Here is a 16,972-nt window from a genome sequence, read left to right as displayed (position 1 = left end):
AACACTCTGGTCCCGTGGAGCAGTTGGTTAGCTCGCCACCCTGTCAAGGTGGAGGTCGCGGGTTCAAGTCCCGTCGGGATCGCAGGAAGCGAGAGGCCCGGAACCGTCAGGTTCCGGGCCTCTCGCCGTTTGGGCACTCGACAGCACCGGACGCTCCGTCAGCCCGCATTATCGACGTCTTGGTCCAGACCACAAGAGACCATCCTGTGACGGTCGTCACTTATTTTTTCTTGAGGTTGGCGCCCGTGGACCCCCCCTAACGAGGGGCTCATTTAATATATAAAATTGCACTGTGCGGGTAGGCTTTTCGTCCTTTTCATAACCGGAATCCCAGGCGCCGCACCGGCCCCATTCACCTTCCATTCACGCTTCATTGTCACCCCAAGGGACAGTCATGAAAAGGTGTATGCTGCTGTCGCTCCAGCCAATCATCGGACCTTTTCGAAATTGCTTCGAACCATCCCCGCGGCACGCCAAAGGGGCCGCATCCCGGACCCGGCGGAGTCCGGGGATGCGACCCCTTGGCGAAGCGTTCGATCACCGGGCCCGGCGGCCCGGCGGGCCATTCAGGCCTCGGTGCGCTGGGCGGGGATACCGGCCAGCAGGGCGCGCACCTCCGCCTCCCGGTAGCGGCGGTGCCCGCCGAGCGTGCGGATCGACGTGAGCTTGCCCGCCTTGGCCCAACGGGTGACCGTCTTGGGGTCCACACGGAACATGGTGGCGACCTCTGCCGGCGTCAGCAGAGGTTCGGCGTCAGGGGTACGAGCGGTCATGAGCGGCCTCCTCGGAACCGAACCAGGGCGGTTCTATCCTTCAAATTCTGCACCTTGGCCCGCGATGCCCGAAATGGCAGGGACGGACCGAGTCGGTTATAGGACGAACGGCTTGTCCTGGTGTCTACAACTACACCATCCGTCCAGCCCTATCGACCAAACCGCCAAAATTGGCCCCTCACGGGTTCAAGAGCGACGGATGGCGATGGACCACCCCATAACGGACAGTCACCCTATCGTGACGCCCGGTTAGGGAATGGCCAGACCGATCGATTCCCCCCAAAGGGCACACCGACCCCCAGAACCGCCCAGACGCGGGCAAGGACGAGGAGACTTGGGCTGGTTGTCCCATTTCTACCCTTAACGGTTACTTCAGGTCAACGGTGAGTAGTGTCACGTTCGTTGGCTATTGACCCGAACCGGGACCTTGGTCCCGGGTTTCGGAACATGCTTCCTACACCCCCTTCCCTCCCCGCTCCTGGCCACCGGCTGACCCGGGGTCAGCCGCCCCCGCGGCTCAGTTGGCCTGGCGCAGCGCCTGGACCTGCCGCCAGCGCTCGGTGACCGTCCGGTAGACCCGCGACGCACCCTCGGCGTCCCCCGACCGCAGCGCCTCCAACCCGTCGGCCACCTCGGCCGCCGTACGGTCCGCCGCCAGCCGCTCCGCCCCCATCACGTGCACCAGCCCCCCGTAGTCCAGTTCCACCAAAGAGCGCGGATGGAACTCCTCCAGCCAGCGCCCGATCTCCTCCGCCCCCAGCGCCAGCGGCGTCCCGCGCAGCCTCTCCCGCAGCACCCGGTAGCCGCGGGCCACCCGGCGCCGCGCCTGGGCCATCGAGGTCAGGTAGAAGAGCGTCGCGGGCTCCGGCCGGCCCTCCCCCTCCACCGGGCCGGCCGGGACGAACCGGCGGTCCTCCGCCCCGAACGGCAGGAACCAGCGCATCGGCACCTCCCAACGGGCCGTCAGGATCCAGGGCCGGGCGTCCGGATGCGCCACCCGCCAGCGGGCCCGGGCAGCCACCGCGTCCTGCCGGACCGCCTGCGGCAGCACGGTGTCCAGCAGCGCGACCGGCATCGACTCGGTCAGCTCGTCCAGCGCCTGCCAGCTGCGCAGCCGGGTCGCCCACGGGCAGACGTAGGTCACCCCGTCGACCAGCCGGACGAAGGCCTGCTCGCTCTCCCGTTCGGGCAGCGCGCGGGGAGTCCGGGCGAGCAACTCGGCGAGCGCCCCCCGCTGTGCGTCGAGCGCTGCCCGGGCCACCGGCTCGGCGGCCGACCCGGCGTCCGGCCCGCGGGACGCGGCGTAGGCCTGCCAGCGGGCCCGCTCCGGCTCGGGGTACGCGGCGAGCGGCTCGTACACCCGCAGGTGGGCGGCGTAGGGCGGCAATACCGAGGTGCGCACAGCGGTCACGCTCTGCATCGTCGCACGCACCCGTGACGGACCGGGAGGACCCGGGACGGGTTCGGGAGGGGGCCTCCCGGGCGCCCCCGCCCCTGACTACGCTTCGCGGTAGATGCCCGCACCACAGCAGCGGGCCAGCAGATACTGGAGTCACCACAGTGACCGACGTACGCACCGAATCCGCGACGCACCCCGCATCAGGCGTGCTGAGCCGGATCTTCCGTACTGAGCAGGACGGCGTCCCGGGCGACGGCCACGAGCAGGTCGTGCTGTGCCACGACCGGACGACCGGACTCAAGGCGATCATCGCCATCCACTCCACCGCCCTGGGCCCGGCTCTCGGCGGCACCCGGTTCCACCAGTACGCCTCCGAGGAGGAGGCGCTGGAGGACGCGCTGCGGCTCTCCCGCGGGATGAGCTACAAGAACGCGCTGGCCGGGCTGGACCTCGGCGGCGGCAAGGCCGTGATCATAGGCGACCCCACCGCGAAGGCCGAGGGCGGTGACAAGTCCGAGGCGCTGCTGCGGGCCTACGGCCGCTTCGTGCAGTCGCTGGCCGGCCGTTACATCACCGCCTGCGACGTGGGCACCTACGTCCAGGACATGGACGTGGTCGCCCGCGAGTGCGACTACGTCACCGGGCGCTCCCCCGAGCAGGGCGGGGCCGGCGACTCCTCCATCCTCACCGCCTTCGGCGTCTTCCAGGGCATGCGGGCCTCGGCCCAGGCCCGCTGGGGGGCACCCACCCTGCGCGGCCGCAAGGTCGGCGTCGCGGGTGTCGGCAAGGTCGGCCACTACCTGGTCGGTCACCTGGTCGCCGACGGCGCGACCGTGGTGATCACCGACGTCTCGGAGGCCGCGGTCAACCGGGTCCGCGCCGCCCACCCGGACGTCGAGGTGGTCGCCGACAGCAAGGCCCTGCTCGCCGCCGGTCTGGACGTCTACGCCCCGTGCGCGCTGGGCGGCGCGCTGGACGACGACACGGTCGGCGCGCTGACCGCCGCCGGCACCTCGGTGGTCTGCGGCGCGGCCAACAACCAGCTGGCCCACCCCGGGGTGGAGAAGGACCTGGCCGACCGCGGCATCCTCTACGCCCCCGACTACCTGGTGAACTCCGGTGGCGTGATCCAGGTGGCCGACGAGATCGACGGCTTCAACTTCGAGCGGGCCAAGAACAAGGCGACCAAGATCTTCGACACCACCCTGGAGATCTTCACCCGGGCCACCGCCGACGGCGTGCCGCCGGCCGTCGCCGCCGACCGCCTCGCCGAGCGGCGGATGCGGGAGATCAGCGCGCTGCGCACGATCCTGCTGCCGGGTGCCCGCAGGGGCTGATCCGCGTCGGGTCCGGCGCCCGCATCACAATGTGGAACCGGATTCTCGGTCTGTCCCCCGATCGGGCGATCCAAGCGCCCCGGTCGGGGGATAATCGATCGGAGAAGAACGGTCCCGGTCACCCTCCGGGCAGCCTGCGAAAGCCTGGAATTCCCCGCGTGACCTGGTCAGACCTGGTCCCTCGGGGCGACAGTGCGCGCCACGTCACACCGGCGACGTACCGTCCGACGGCGGAAACAGGTACCGTTAATGCTCCAAGGGACGGCTCTCCCACTTCGGGCGCGCCGCTCCTGATCATGAACACGTGTCAGACTCGGGGCCGTGAGCCCCACCGTTGAGGGGGTCGACCCATGGGGCGCGGCCGGGCCAAGGCCAAGCAGACGAAGGTCGCCCGCCAGCTGAAGTACAACAGCGGCGGCTTCGACGCTAACCGTCTCTCCAGCGAGCTGGGCGTTTCGCCCGTTCCCTCGATCAACCCTGAGCCGGTCGAGGACGAGGACGAGGACGACCCCTACGCGGCGTACGCGGATTACTACGCCGACGAGGACGAGGATGACGAGGAGGCGGGCGCCGGCCACCAGCAGGCCCGCCGCCGCGCCTGACCGTCGGCCCTGACCGGTCCGAGCGCCCACCGCGCCGGGCCGGTCTTCGGCGTGTCCGCGACTCTCGGCCGCCGGACGCAAGAACGGGCCGCTCCCCTGCCGGGGAGCGGCCCGTTCGGCGTTCCGTCAGCTCGCGTACTCCCCGTACAGCGCCGCGCCGGCCGCGTGCTCGGTGCTGTCCCGGGTGACGACGTCGCCCAGCTCCCAGGCCTCGACGCCCCGGTCCTCCAGCACCGAGAGCACCACGTCCACCGAGCTGGGCGGGACCACCGCGACCATGCCGACGCCCATGTTGAGGGTCTTCTCGATCTCCAGGGTCCGCACCCGGCCGACCTCGGCCACGGTCTGGAAGACCGGCAGCGGGGTCCAGGTGCCGCGGTCCAGCCGGGCGTGCAGGTGGTCCGGGATCACCCGGGCCAGGTTGGCGGCCAGCCCACCGCCGGTGACGTGCGAGAAGGCGTGGATCTCGGTGGCCCGGGTGAGCGCCAGGCAGTCCAGCGAGTAGATCCGGGTCGGCTCCAGCAGCTCCTCGCCCAGGGTGCGGCCGAACTCCGGCACCTCGCGGTCGAGCTGCCAGCCGGCCTGCTTCAGCAGCACGTGCCGGACCAGCGAGTAGCCGTTGGAGTGCAGGCCGGAGGCGGCCATCGCGATCACCACGTCGCCGGCCCGGACCCGGTCCGCGCCGAGCAGCGCGTCCGCCTCGACCACGCCGGTGCCGGCGCCCGCCACGTCGTACTCGTCCGGCCCGAGCAGGCCCGGGTGCTCGGCGGTCTCGCCGCCGACCAGCGCGCAGCCGGCCAGCACGCAGCCCTCGGCGATGCCCTTGACGATCTGCGCGACCCGCTCCGGGTGGACCTTGCCGACGCAGATGTAGTCGGTCATGAAGAGTGGCTCGGCGCCGCAGACCACCAGGTCGTCGACGACCATGCCGACCAGGTCGTGGCCGATGGTGTCGTGCTTGTCCATCGCCGCGGCCAGCGCGACCTTGGTGCCGACCCCGTCGGTGGCCGAGGCCAGCAGCGGCCGCTCGTAGCGCTTGAGCGCGGAGACGTCGAAGAGCCCGGCGAAGCCGCCGAGGCCGCCGACCACCTCCGGGCGGTTGGTCCGCTTCACCCACTGCTTCATGAGCTCGACGGCGCGGTCGCCCGCCTCGATGTCCACGCCGGCGGCGGCGTAGCTGGCTCCGGACTCTTCGGTGCTGGTCACAGCTGCAAGGCCCTCTCGGGTCTAGGGGGGTGTGCACCGCGGGGCCCGGCCGGACCCCGCGGCGGGAGAACTACGGGCGGCGCAGCGCGTCGGCCGCGCCGTGGCCGCCGAGCAGCGACTGCACGCCGTCCAGGTCGGAGCCGGTCGGCTTGCCGCGGCTGGCGGGACGCTGCTTGCTACCGGCGATCTCGGCCTCCAGCAGCAGCTTGCCGAGCAGCGCCGGGTCCGGCAGCTCCATCGGGTACTCGCCGTCGAAGCAGGCCCGGCAGAGCCGTTCCTTGGGCTGCTTGGTCGCCTCGATCATGCCGTCGAGGGAGATGTACGCGAGCGAGTCGGCGCCGAGCGTCTTGCCGATCTCCTCGACCGTCATCCCGTTGGCGATCAGCTCGGCCCGGGTGGCGAAGTCGATGCCGAAGAAGCACGGCCACTTCACCGGCGGGGAGGAGATCCGGATGTGCACCTCGGCGGCGCCCGCCTCGCGGAGCATCCGGACCAGCGCGCGCTGGGTGTTGCCGCGGACGATCGAGTCGTCCACCACCACCAGGCGCTTGCCCGCGATGACCTCCTTGAGCGGGTTGAGCTTGAGCCGGATGCCGAGCTGGCGGATGGTCTGGCTGGGCTGGATGAAGGTCCGCCCGACGTAGGCGTTCTTCACCAGGCCCGAGCCGTAGGGGATGCCGCTGGCCTCGGCGTAGCCGATCGCGGCGGGCGTCCCGGACTCCGGCGTCGCTATCACCAGGTCGGCCTCGACCGGGGCCTCGGCGGCCAGCCGGCGGCCCATCTCCACCCGGGAGAGGTGGACGTTGCGCCCGGCGATCGAGGTGTCGGGGCGGGCCAGGTAGACGTACTCGAAGACGCAGCCCTTGGGGCGGGACTCGGCGAACCGCGAGGTACGGATGCCGTTCTCGTCGATCGCGACCAGCTCGCCCGGCTCCACCTCGCGGATGAAGCTGGCGCCGCAGATGTCCAGCGCGGCGGTCTCCGAGGCGACCACCCAGCCGCGCTCCAGCCGGCCGAGCACCAGCGGGCGGATGCCCTGCGGGTCACGGGCGGCGTAGAGGGTGTGCTCGTCCATGAAGACCAGCGAGAAGGCGCCCTTGACCCGGGGCAGCACCAGCTGGGCCGCCTGCTCGACGGAGAGTTCCGGGTGGCCGGCGAGCAGCGCGGTGACCAGGTCGGTGTCGTTGGTCGCGGCGGTCCGGCCGGAGCGCGAGACGTGCTCCTCGCCGGGGAGTTCGGCGACCATGGCCGCCAGTTCGGCGGTGTTGACCAGGTTCCCGTTGTGGCCGAGGGCCAGCGAACCGTGGGCGGTCGCCCGGAAGGTCGGTTGGGCGTTCTCCCAGACCGACGACCCGGTGGTCGAGTAGCGGGCATGTCCGACGGCGATATGCCCGTGCAAGGACCCCAGCGAGGACTCGTCGAAGACCTGGGAAACGAGTCCCATGTCCTTGAAAACGAGAATCTGGGACCCATTGCTCACTGCGATGCCCGCGGATTCCTGTCCACGGTGCTGCAGGGCATAAAGGCCGAAGTACGTGAGCTTGGCGACCTCCTCGCCGGGAGCCCAGACGCCGAAGACGCCACAAGCGTCCTGGGGGCCTTTCTCACCGGGAAGAAGATCGTGGTTGAGTCTTCCGTCACCACGTGGCACGCCTTCGAGTCTAGGGCAGTTGGCACAGGCTTCCGGTACGGGGACGGCCCGCGGACTGGGCGAATTGCCGACAACGCGCGTAGATCGAGCCCCTTACCACGGCGGTCGGCCAGGCTGGGCCCGGCGGACCCCGAGGGGCACGTGACGCTGCTCACGCCCCGGCGCTCACCCCGGTCCTCCACCGATCGCTCACCCGGCGGGCAGCAGCAGCTCCCAGGCGGCGGGCTGCGCGGTCCAGGTGCGGGTCCGGACCGGGCCGGCCGGGCAGCCGTCCGCCTCGTACCCGAAGGTCCGGCCGGCCACCGTGACACTGGAGGCGCGCACCCGCAGCAACGCCCCGCCCGGACCGGGCCGGCGGATCAGCACCTCGGCCGAGGCGGCCCCCGCCGGCAGCCGCAGCGCCACCAGCCGAACCGGACGGTCGCGTCCGCCCAGCGGACGCCCGTCGGCCTCCACGCGCAGGCGGACAGGCTCGGGTTCCACCTGCTCGGCTGCAACAAGTTTCGCCCATAGCGAACGCCAGCCCCCCGGATGGCCCTGCCCCCGCCCGGGGATCCGCACCTCCCCCAGCACCACCCCGCCGTCGTCGTCCAGCAGCATCCCGAACTCGCGCGGCACCCCGGCCAGCACCGCCCGGGCCGCCGCCACCGGATCGGACGGCACCCCGAGCGCCCGGGCCAGCGCCACCGCCGGCGCCCGACCGACCGGTACCAGCCCCAGCGGCCCCGAGCCCAACTCGCGCTGCCGGTGCAGCGCCTGCACCACCCGCTGGAGCGTCAGGTCCGAACCGATCACCACCGGACGGCGCCGGCCGCGGTGCGACAGCACCCGGTCCAGCTCGGCCGCGCTCTCCGGCAGCACCACCTTGACGTCCGCACCCCCCGACAGGACGTCCCGGGCGATCCGCACCGCCTCCCCGTCGGCCGCCCGCGCCACGGGGTCGAGCAGAACCAGCAGCGGGGCGTTCGCGGGCGGTTCCGGTGTGTCGGGGGACGGGGGTACGGACGTGGACTGGGACGACACGACCGGTCCTTCCTCAGGTAATCTCTCGGTGCAAGAGCCCCTTGCGCTATTGCGCCAGGGGCTTCGTCTATCTCGGGGCAGACTGCGGCCTACGCAGGATGCCCCAACCGGAAGGGGTGTACGCCTGTGCCGGCACTCGTGCTCGTTGGTGCCCAGTGGGGAGACGAGGGCAAGGGGAAGGCCACGGACCTCCTCGGCGGCTCCGTCGACTACGTCGTCCGCTACCAGGGCGGCAACAACGCCGGTCACACGGTGGTCATCGGCGACCAGAAGTACGCCCTGCACCTGCTCCCCTCCGGAATCCTGAGCCCGAACGTCACGCCGGTGATCGGCAACGGCGTGGTGATCGACCCGGGCGTGCTGCTCTCCGAGCTGAGCGGGCTGGACGAGCGGGGCATCGACACCTCCAAGCTGCTGATCTCGGGCAACGCCCACCTGATCACCCCGTACCACCGCACCCTGGACAAGGTGACCGAGCGCTTCCTCGGCAAGCGCAAGATCGGCACCACCGGCCGCGGCATCGGCCCGAGCTACGCCGACAAGATCAACCGGATCGGCATCCGGGTGCAGGACCTCTTCGACGAGTCGATCCTGCAGCAGAAGATCGAGGCGGCGCTGCACGACAAGAACCAGATCCTGGTCAAGCTCTACAACCGCCGTGCGATGCCGGCCGACCTGGTGGTCGAGGAGTACCTGGGCTACGCGGACAAGATCCGCCCCTACCTCGCCGACACCACGCTGGTCCTGGACCGGGCGCTGAAGGACGGCAAGGTGGTCCTGCTGGAGGGCGGCCAGGGCACCCTGCTGGACGTGGACCACGGCACGTACCCCTTCGTGACCTCGTCCAACCCGACCTCCGGCGGTGCCTGCACCGGCGCCGGCATCGGTCCCACCAAGATCGACCGGGTGATCGGCATCCTCAAGGCCTACACCACCCGGGTCGGCTCGGGCCCGTTCCCGACCGAGCTGCTGGACGAGGACGGCGAGGCGCTGCGCCGGATCGGCGGCGAGCGCGGGGTCACCACCGGCCGGGACCGCCGCTGCGGCTGGTTCGACGCGGTGATCGCCCGTTACGCGACCCGCGTCAACGGCCTGACCGACTTCTTCCTCACCAAGCTGGACGTGCTCACCGGCTGGGAGCAGATCCCGGTCTGCGTGGCGTACGAGATCGACGGCCAGCGGGTCGAGGAACTGCCCTACAACCAGTCGGACTTCCACCACGCCAAGCCGATCTACGAGACGCTGCCGGGCTGGAACGAGGACATCAGCAAGGCGCAGTCCTTCGGCGACCTGCCGAAGAACGCCCAGGCCTACGTGAAGGCGCTGGAGGAGATGTCGGGCGCGCCGATCTCGGCGATCGGCGTCGGCCCGGGCCGGACCGAGACCATCCAGATCAACTCCTTCATCTGACAGCCGAGTTGAGTCACTGAAAGGGCCCCACCCACTCGGGTGGGGCCCTTTCCCATACCCTCTCCCGTTTGCACTAGAACATAAAACACTTGCCACTAGTCCAATCCGCGGCTAGCTTTCCCGACATGACCGCGAAGCAGCCCGTTCCCGTCGTACTCTCCGGCCGGCACGTCCGGCTGGAGCCGCTCTCCCGCGACCACCTGGCCGACCTCTTCGCCGCCGGCGGCGGGGACGAGGAGGTCTGGCGCTGGATGCCGACACTCGCGCCGCGGACCGCCGAGGAGCTCGGCGCGGTGCTGGACGCCCGGCTGGCCGAGGTCGAGCGGGGCAGCAGTGTCGCGTTCGCCGTCATCCGGCTCGCCACCGGCCGCGCCGTCGGCTGGACCACGTACTACGACATCAGCACCACCGACGAGCGCCTGGAGATCGGCTGGACCTGGTACGGCCGCTCCGCCTGGCGCACCGAGGTCAACACCGAGGCCAAGTGGCTGCTGCTGGTCCACGCCTTCGAGGAGCTGGGCATGGGCCGGGTCTCCTGGCGCACCGACCACCTCAACGAGCGCTCGCAGAACGCCATCCGCCGCCTGGGCGCCCGGTACGAGGGCACCTTCCGCCGCCACCGCCGGCGCCCGGACGGCTCCTGGCGGGACACCGTCTACTTCTCCCTGCTGGCCGAGGAGTGGCCGGCCGCCAAGCAGCGCCTGACCGACCGCATGGCGGCCGGGTAGTGCCACCGCGAGCGCCATCCGGTTCGCGGCGGTGAGGCGAACGAGGCGTGCCCCGCGGTCATCGTCTCGAACGGCTCGGCCAACCGGTCCGCCGCCCGGCACGGTCGGGGCGTGCTGACCGTCGTGCCGATCACCTCGAACACGGACTGGGTGTTTCCGTTCCGGGTGCCACTCCACGCCACCTCCCGCGGGCTCGACCGCGACTCCGGGGCCCAGGCCGAGCAGGTCCGTGCGGTCGCGGTCGAGCGCCTGCCGCACCCGATCGGCACCGTCCCCGCCGACCAGCCGGCACTGCTGGACGCCGCCCTTCGTCCGCACCTCGCCCGGTAGCGCGGAATGACCGCGCACACCCATGCGGTTGTATGTCCACATGGCTTCTCGTGCACGAGTTCGCGCCCCTGAGCTGGTCGGGGCGGGCGGTTGGTTGAACACCGGTGGCAAGGATCTCTCCCTGGCGGATTTCCGGGGCAAGATCGTCATCGCCGACTTCTGGACCTTCTGCTGCATCAACTGTCTCCATGTCCTCGACGAGCTACGGGAGCTGGAGGAGCGGCACCGCGACACCGTGGTGATCGTCGGGGTCCACTCGCCGAAGTTCGCGCACGAGGCGGACCACCAGGCCGTGGTGGACGCGGTTGCCCGGTACGAGGTGGCGCACCCGGTGCTGGACGACCCCGCGCTGGTGACCTGGAAGCAGTACGCGGTACGGGCCTGGCCGACCCTGGTGGTGATCGACCCCGAGGGGTACGTGGTCGCGCAGCACGCCGGGGAGGGGCACGCGCACGCGATCGAGCGGCTGGTCGAGGAGCTGGAGGCCGAGCACGAGGCCAAGGGCACGCTGCGGCGCGGTGACGGCCCGTACGTGCCGCCGGAGCCGGCGGCCGGGGTGCTGAAGTTCCCGGGCAAGGCGATCCGACTGCCCGGCGGCGGCTTCCTGGTCGCGGACTCCGGCCACCACTCGCTGGTCGAGCTGGCCGAGGACGGCGAGACCGTGCTGCGGCGGATCGGCGACGGGGAGCGCGGGCTGGTGGACGGCGGGCCGGCCGCCGCCCGGTTCAGCGAGCCGCAGGGGCTGGCCCTGCTGCCGGCCGGGCTGGACCTGGACTACGACGTGGTGGTCGCCGACACGGTGAACCACGCGCTGCGCGGCGTGCGGCTGGCGGACGGCGCGGTCCGCACCCTGGCCGGCACCGGCGCCCAGTGGTGGCAGGGCTCCGCCACCGAGGGCCCGGCCCGCGAGGTGGACCTCTCCTCGCCGTGGGACGTCGCCTGGTTCGACGACCGGGTCTGGATCGCGATGGCCGGCGTGCACCAGCTGTGGGCCTTCGACCCGCTGGCCGGGACGGTCGCGGTGAGCGCCGGGACCACCAACGAGGGCCTGGTGGACGGCCCGCTCGCCGAGGCGTGGTTCGCCCAGCCGTCCGGGCTGGCGGTCTCGGCGGACGGCGAGCGGCTCTGGGTGGCCGACTCCGAGACCTCCGCGCTGCGCTGGGTTTCACGTGAAACACGGCAGGTGCACACCGCGGTCGGCACCGGCCTCTTCGACTTCGGCCACCGCGACGGCGCCGCCGAGCAGGCGCTGCTCCAGCACCCGCTGGGCGTCACCGTGCTGCCGGACGGCTCGGTGGCCGTCGCCGACACCTACAACCACGCGCTGCGCCGCTTCGACCCGGCCACGGACGAGGTCAGCACGCTCGCCACCGACCTGCGGGAGCCCTCCGGCGCGGTGCTGGTGGACGACGACCTGGTGGTGGTGGAGTCCGCCCGGCACCGGCTGACCAGGCTACGGCTGCCGGAGGAGGCGGTCCGGGTGGCGGCGGTGGCCCACCGCACCCAGCGGGCGGCGACCGAGGTGGCGCCGGGGACGCTCCGGCTCGACGTGGTCTTCTCGGCGCCCGCCGGGCAGAAGCTGGACGAGCGCTACGGCCCGTCCACCCGGCTGCTGGTCAGCTCGACCCCGCCCGAGCTGCTGGTCTCCGGCGCCGGCGCGGACACCGCGCTCTCCCGCGAGCTGGTGCTCTCGGACCAGCTGACCGAGGGCGTGCTGCACGTCTCGGCGATGGCGGCGTCCTGCGACGACGACCCGGCGATCGAGTACCCGGCCTGCCACGTGCACCAGCAGGACTGGGGGGTGCCGGTGAAGCTGGTGGCCGGCGGCGCGACCCGGCTGCCGCTGGTGCTGGCCGGGCTGGCGTAGCGAGCGGTCCGTGGGGCGCGGGCCGCGCCCCACGGACCGGGGGTCAGTCCTCCAGGAACGCCTTGATCGCGGAGGCCAGCAGGTACGGGTCCTCCGCGCCGCACAGCTCGCGCGCCGAGTGCATGGAGAGCGCGGCGATGCCGCAGTCCACCGTGGTGATGCCGAGCCGGGCCGCGGTGATCGGGCCGATCGTGGTGCCGCAGGGCATCGCGTTGTTCGAGACGAAGCTCTGCCACGGCACGCCGGCCCGCTCGCAGGCGGCCGCGAAGACGGCCCGCCCGACGCCGTCGGTGGCGTACCGGTTGTTGACGTTGACCTTGAGGATCGGGCCGCCGTTGGGCAGCGGGTGGTGCCCCGGCTCGTGCCGCTCGATGTAGTTGGGGTGCACCGCGTGGCCCATGTCGGAGGAGAGGCAGATGGTCCCGGCCAGCGCCCGGGCGCGGTCCTCGGCGCTGCCGCCGCGCGCGTGGATCGTACGGTCCAGCACGTTGCCGAGCAGCGGGCCCTGCGCACCGGTGTCCGACTCGCTGCCGGTCTCCTCGTGGTCGAAGGCCGCCAGCACCGGGATGTGCCGCAGCTCGCCGTCGCCCGCCGTGACCGCGGCGGCCAGCGCGGCGGTGGCCGCGTGCACCGAGAGCAGGTTGTCCAGGCGCGGCCCGGCCAGCAGCTCGCGGTCCTTGCCGAGGTAGGACGGCGGCTGGACGTCATGGGTCATCAGATCCCAGCCCACCACCTCGGCGGCGTCCACCCCGGCACGTTCCGCGACGTAGGAGATGAGCGCGCCCTCGTCCACCTCGCCCAGGCCCCAGATCGGGGTCAGATGCCGCTGCCGGTCCAGCTTCAGTCCGTCGTTGACCTGCCGGTCGAGGTGGATCGCCAGCTGCGGGACGCGCAGCAGCGGCTCGTCCAGCTGCACCAGCCGCGTCGACCCGTCGCGCAGCACCAGCCGACCGGACAGCCCCAGGTCCCGGTCCAGCCAGGTGTTCAGCGGCACCCCGCCGTAGATCTCCACCGCCACCTGTCGCCAGCCGGCCGAGGCGGTGTCGGGGACCGGCTTCACCCGCAGGTTGGGCGAGTCGGTGTGGGTGCCGACCACGCGGAAGGGCGTCTCCGCGCCGGCCCCCTCCGGCACGTACCACGCGATCAGCGCGCCACCCCTGATGACGTATCGCCCGCCGGACGTGCCCTCCCACGCGTCGGTCTCGGCGACCTGGCGGAACCCTGCCTTCTCCAACCGCTCGGCCGCGCCCGCCACCGCGTGGTACGGCGAGGGGGACGCCGCCAGATAGGCGATCAGATCATCGGTGTGGGTCCGGTCGAAGTAGACCGAGTGGTCGGCGGTCGACATGCTGCTCCTGGGTTGAGGGTGGCGGAGAGCCCGGTGGGGAGGGGCTTTCCACCTCGAGCATATGCCCGTACACCGACAGAACGGTCAAGACTTGGTATGGTCCTCGACCCCCATGGGCCCGCTACCAGTACCGTTCGCACACCTTCGTTTACTTGTGTTCACGAGATGAAAACCCGGGCGAAGACTCCACGATAAGCCCGCCCGACGAAGAGCACGCCCGGCGAAAAGCCCACCTGGCAAAAAGCCCGGAGGGGGCCGAGCGCGATGCGCGGGGCCCCCTCCGGACTGAGGGTGGGTCAGGCGGTACGGGCCGGGCCGACCTCGGGGATCAGCTCGGGGATCAGAAGGCCTCCTCGGCCAGCTCCATGATCTCGTTGTCGATGCCCTCGGCGATCAGGCGCTGGGCGCTGATGGTCGGCAGCACGTTGCGGGCGAAGAAGCGGGCGCCGGCCACCTTGCCCTGGTAGAAGGCGACGTCCTTGCCGGTGACGCCGGCCTCCAGCTTGGCCAGTGCGACCGCGGCCTGACGGAGCAGCAGCCAGCCGACCACCACGTCGCCGGAGACCAGCAGCAGGCGGGTGCTGTTGAGGCCGACCTTGTACATGTTCTTGACGTCCTGCTCGACCGAGGACAGGTCGGCGAGCAGCTTGCCGACGATGGCCTCCAGGTCGCCGGCCGCCTTGGCGAGCAGCTCGCGCTCGGCCGCCAGGGCGTCGCCGCCCTCGTTCGCGGCGAGGAACTTCTGGATCTGCTCGGAGACCGCGGTGAGCGCCTGGCCGCCGTCCTTGACGATCTTCCGGAAGAAGAAGTCCAGGCCCTGGATCGCGGTGGTGCCCTCGTAGAGGGTGTCGATCTTGGCGTCCCGGATGTACTGCTCGATCGGGTACTCCTGCAGGTAGCCGGAGCCGCCGAAGGTCTGCAGCGACTGGGCCAGCTGCTCGTAGGACTTCTCCGAGCCGTAGCCCTTGACGATCGGCAGCAGCAGGTCGTTCAGGCGCTCCGCGGCCTCGTCGTGCTCGCCGCGCAGGCGGGCGGCCTGCATGTCGTCCTGGACCGACGCGGTGTACAGCACCAGCGCGCGCATGCCCTCGGCGTAGGCCTTCTGGGTGAGCAGCGAGCGGCGGACGTCCGGGTGGTTGGTGATGGTGACCCGGGGAGCGGTCTTGTCCAGGAACTGCGAGATGTCGGCGCCCTGCACGCGCTCCTTGGCGTACTCCAGCGCGTTCAGGTAACCGGTGGAGAGGGTGGCGATGGCCTTCGTGCCGACCATCATCCGGGCGAACTCGATGATCTTGAACATCTGGCGGATGCCGTCCACGGTCTCGCCGAGCAGCCAGCCCTTGGCCGGGTGCTTGGCACCGAAGGTCATCTCGCAGGTGTTGGAGGCCTTGAGGCCCATCTTGTGCTCGACGTTGGTGGCGTAGACACCGTTGCGCTCGCCGAGCTCGCCGGTCTCCCAGTCGAAGTCGAACTTCGGGACGATGTAGAGACCCAGGCCCTTGGTGCCCGGCTTGCCACCCTCGGGGCGGGCCAGCACCAGGTGGATGATGTTCTCGGACATGTCGTGCTCGCCCGAGGTGATGAAGCGCTTCACACCCTCGATGTGCCAGGAGCCGTCCTCCTGCTTGATCGCCTTGGTGCGGCCGGCGCCCACGTCGGAGCCCGCGTCGGGCTCGGTGAGCACCATGGTGGCGCCCCACAGGCGATCGGTCATCCGCTTGGCGACCTTCTGCTGCTCCTCGGTGCCCTCGTCGAAGACGACGCCGGCGAAGGCCGGGCCGGAGGAGTACATCCAGATGGCCGGGTTGGAGCCGAGGATCTGCTCGGCGTAGGCCCAGATCAGCGAGGACGGGGTGACCTGGCCGCCGATCTCCTCCGGGATGCCCAGGCGCCACCACTCGGCGCCCATGTAGGCGTCGTAGCTCTTCTTGAAGGTGGCCGGGACCGGAGCGGTGTTGGTCTCCGGGTCGAAGACCGGCGGGTTGCGGTCGGCGTCGGCGAAGGAGGCGGCGAGCTCGTTCTCGGCCAGGCGCGAGATCTCGCTCAGGATGTTCTTCGCGGTCTCGACGTCCATGTCGGCGAACGGACCGGTGCCGTACACCTGGTCGCGGCCGAGCACCTCGAAGAGGTTGAACTCCACGTCCCGCAGGTTGGACTTGTAGTGACCCATGACCGTTTCTCCGGTTCGTCGCTTCCGGGCGCGCCTTCCGATGCCGGACGCCCCTACCCGCCAGTAGAACCCCATGATGCTACCGGTTAGTAACTTCTTCAAGCCCTCCACGGGCAACCGGACGGTAAATCCGAAGTGAAGGTAGTCACGTCGGTCGGCACGGTCCCGCCGTCGCGACCTGACCCTCGCCATGCGGCGGCCGTCGCCTGCCGACTCCGACCGTCGCCCTCCGGTGGTCACGGTCTCGGCGCCGCAGTCTCGGCGCCACGGTCTCGGCGCCACGTCCCGCCGTCGCACCCTCGCCGTCACGGTTTCGCCGTCGTACCCTCGCCGTCACGGTCTGTCGGTAGTCGCCTCCCGACAGTTCCATCCCAGTACGACTTGTCCGGATCGGCCGCCGCGGCAAGTGGGTCGGGACCGCTAGCCTGTCCGTGTGTACGGCTACGAGCAGAGCGCACCCGGCGCTGGCGGCTACCCCGGTGGCTCCTACCAGGCGGCGGGGCAGCAGGGCATGAACGGCATGTACGGCCAGCCCGGGTACGACGGCCAGGCCGGCGGTGCAGGGTACGGCGAGCAGCCGCCGTCCGCAGGGCAGTCCCTCTACCCGGAGCCGTCCCCGCCGTCGCTGGCGGACGCCGTGCGGGCGTTCACCACCGGCTCGATGGCGGTGGAGGACTTCCAGGCCATCTTCATCACCTCGAAGGTGCACTGCCCGCGCGGCGAGCGCCCCGGATTCCTGGCGCTGCACAACACGCCCACCCCGGTGATTCCGATGTTCAGCTCGCTCAAGGAGCTGCGCCGCTACGCGGGCAAGGAGTCCAAGTACTTCACGGTCTCCGGCGCCGAGGTGCTGGACCTGCTGCCAACCGGATACGGCTTCGCGCTGGACATGGAGGGCGAGCACCGGATGGTGTTCGACGCCAAGGCCGTGGAGCAGATGGTCGACTTCACGATGCGGCGGATGTACGGCTGATCCGCGCGGCTCCGCACGGGTCCATACGGCTGATCGCGGGTGCGGGCGTGGGCAGCGCCGGCACGAGAGCGGTGATCGCAGATGCGAGCACCGCTCTCTTTTGCGTGCGGCGCTCTCGCCTGCGTCCGGCGCTCTCACTTGCGTGCGCCGTCCAC

General features: G+C 71.0%; 13 protein-coding genes, 1 tRNA gene and 1 pseudogene. 8 read left to right on the top strand and 7 right to left on the bottom strand.

Annotated elements, in window-relative coordinates:
* Positions 1–8: 8 nt before the first annotated feature.
* Positions 9–82 (top strand) — tRNA-Asp (locus tag ACIGXM_RS05650).
* A gap of 484 nt (positions 83–566) precedes the next feature.
* Here the strand turns inward: ACIGXM_RS05650 and bldC are convergent.
* Positions 567–773: a developmental transcriptional regulator BldC gene (bldC, locus tag ACIGXM_RS05645; protein WP_014137253.1), complete on the bottom strand. Its 207-nt coding sequence runs from the start codon at positions 771–773 to the stop codon at positions 567–569.
* A 517-nt stretch (positions 774–1,290) separates the two neighbouring features.
* Positions 1,291–2,193, bottom strand: coding sequence for a hypothetical protein (locus ACIGXM_RS05640; protein ID WP_396557093.1), 903 nt, complete (start codon positions 2,191–2,193; stop codon positions 1,291–1,293).
* A 140-nt stretch (positions 2,194–2,333) separates the two neighbouring features.
* Between ACIGXM_RS05640 and ACIGXM_RS05635 the strand changes: the two genes are divergently transcribed.
* Both ACIGXM_RS05635 and ACIGXM_RS05630 read left to right on the top strand, forming a co-directional pair.
* Positions 2,334–3,509 carry a Glu/Leu/Phe/Val dehydrogenase dimerization domain-containing protein gene (locus ACIGXM_RS05635; protein WP_396557091.1) on the top strand — a complete coding sequence of 392 codons (1,176 nt, stop codon included), beginning with the start codon at positions 2,334–2,336 and terminating at the stop codon, positions 3,507–3,509.
* A 350-nt stretch (positions 3,510–3,859) separates the two neighbouring features.
* Positions 3,860–4,111 carry a DUF3073 domain-containing protein gene (locus ACIGXM_RS05630; RefSeq protein ID WP_396557089.1) on the top strand — a complete coding sequence of 84 codons (252 nt, stop codon included), beginning with the start codon at positions 3,860–3,862 and terminating at the stop codon, positions 4,109–4,111.
* A gap of 126 nt (positions 4,112–4,237) precedes the next feature.
* Here the strand turns inward: ACIGXM_RS05630 and purM are convergent, their stop codons facing one another.
* The 3 genes from purM to ACIGXM_RS05615 form a co-directional block, all read right to left on the bottom strand.
* Positions 4,238–5,317 carry a phosphoribosylformylglycinamidine cyclo-ligase gene (gene purM / locus ACIGXM_RS05625; RefSeq protein ID WP_396557088.1) on the bottom strand — a complete coding sequence of 360 codons (1,080 nt, stop codon included), beginning with the start codon at positions 5,315–5,317 and terminating at the stop codon, positions 4,238–4,240.
* Between the two features lie 70 nt (positions 5,318–5,387).
* Positions 5,388–6,968 carry an amidophosphoribosyltransferase gene (purF, locus tag ACIGXM_RS05620; RefSeq protein ID WP_396557086.1) on the bottom strand — a complete coding sequence of 527 codons (1,581 nt, stop codon included), beginning with the start codon at positions 6,966–6,968 and terminating at the stop codon, positions 5,388–5,390.
* 189 nt (positions 6,969–7,157) lie between these two features.
* Entirely contained in the window at positions 7,158–7,991 is an 834-nt protein-coding gene (locus ACIGXM_RS05615) for a diacylglycerol kinase family protein (RefSeq protein WP_396557084.1), read from the bottom strand.
* 126 nt (positions 7,992–8,117) lie between these two features.
* Between ACIGXM_RS05615 and ACIGXM_RS05610 the strand changes: the two genes are divergently transcribed.
* The 4 genes and pseudogenes from ACIGXM_RS05610 (at position 8,118) to ACIGXM_RS05595 (ending at position 12,326) form a co-directional block, all read left to right on the top strand.
* Positions 8,118–9,401: an adenylosuccinate synthase gene (locus ACIGXM_RS05610; protein ID WP_396557082.1), complete on the top strand. Its 1,284-nt coding sequence runs from the start codon at positions 8,118–8,120 to the stop codon at positions 9,399–9,401.
* Between the two features lie 125 nt (positions 9,402–9,526).
* On the top strand, positions 9,527–10,129 hold the full coding sequence (locus ACIGXM_RS05605; protein WP_396557080.1) for a GNAT family N-acetyltransferase: 603 nt from the start codon (positions 9,527–9,529) through the stop codon (positions 10,127–10,129).
* A 30-nt stretch (positions 10,130–10,159) separates the two neighbouring features.
* Positions 10,160–10,459 (top strand): annotated as a pseudogene (locus ACIGXM_RS05600) (type II toxin-antitoxin system PemK/MazF family toxin); the annotation flags it as partial.
* 40 nt (positions 10,460–10,499) lie between these two features.
* The gene (locus ACIGXM_RS05595) at positions 10,500–12,326 is read left to right on the top strand and encodes an NHL domain-containing thioredoxin family protein (RefSeq protein WP_396557078.1); all 1,827 of its coding nucleotides are present in this window, start codon (positions 10,500–10,502) and stop codon (positions 12,324–12,326) included.
* 43 nt (positions 12,327–12,369) lie between these two features.
* On the opposite strand, the gene ACIGXM_RS05590 is transcribed toward ACIGXM_RS05595, so the two are convergent.
* Both ACIGXM_RS05590 and ACIGXM_RS05585 read right to left on the bottom strand, forming a co-directional pair.
* Positions 12,370–13,674: a M18 family aminopeptidase gene (locus ACIGXM_RS05590; RefSeq protein WP_396557076.1), complete on the bottom strand. Its 1,305-nt coding sequence runs from the start codon at positions 13,672–13,674 to the stop codon at positions 12,370–12,372.
* Between the two features lie 340 nt (positions 13,675–14,014).
* Entirely contained in the window at positions 14,015–15,844 is a 1,830-nt protein-coding gene (locus ACIGXM_RS05585; RefSeq protein WP_396557074.1) for an acyl-CoA dehydrogenase, read from the bottom strand.
* 433 nt (positions 15,845–16,277) lie between these two features.
* Between ACIGXM_RS05585 and ACIGXM_RS05580 the strand changes: the two genes are divergently transcribed.
* Positions 16,278–16,817 (top strand): SseB family protein, encoded by a 540-nt coding sequence (locus tag ACIGXM_RS05580; protein ID WP_396557072.1) that lies wholly within the window; start codon positions 16,278–16,280, stop codon positions 16,815–16,817.
* The last annotated feature ends 155 nt before the right edge of the window (positions 16,818–16,972 follow it).

It is taken from the genome of Kitasatospora sp. NPDC052896 (assembly GCF_044547075.1).
Classification (GTDB): Bacteria; Actinomycetota; Actinomycetes; order Streptomycetales; family Streptomycetaceae; genus Kitasatospora.
The sequence above is the reverse complement of the archived record's forward strand: the minus strand, read 5'-3'. Positions and strand labels throughout refer to the sequence as shown.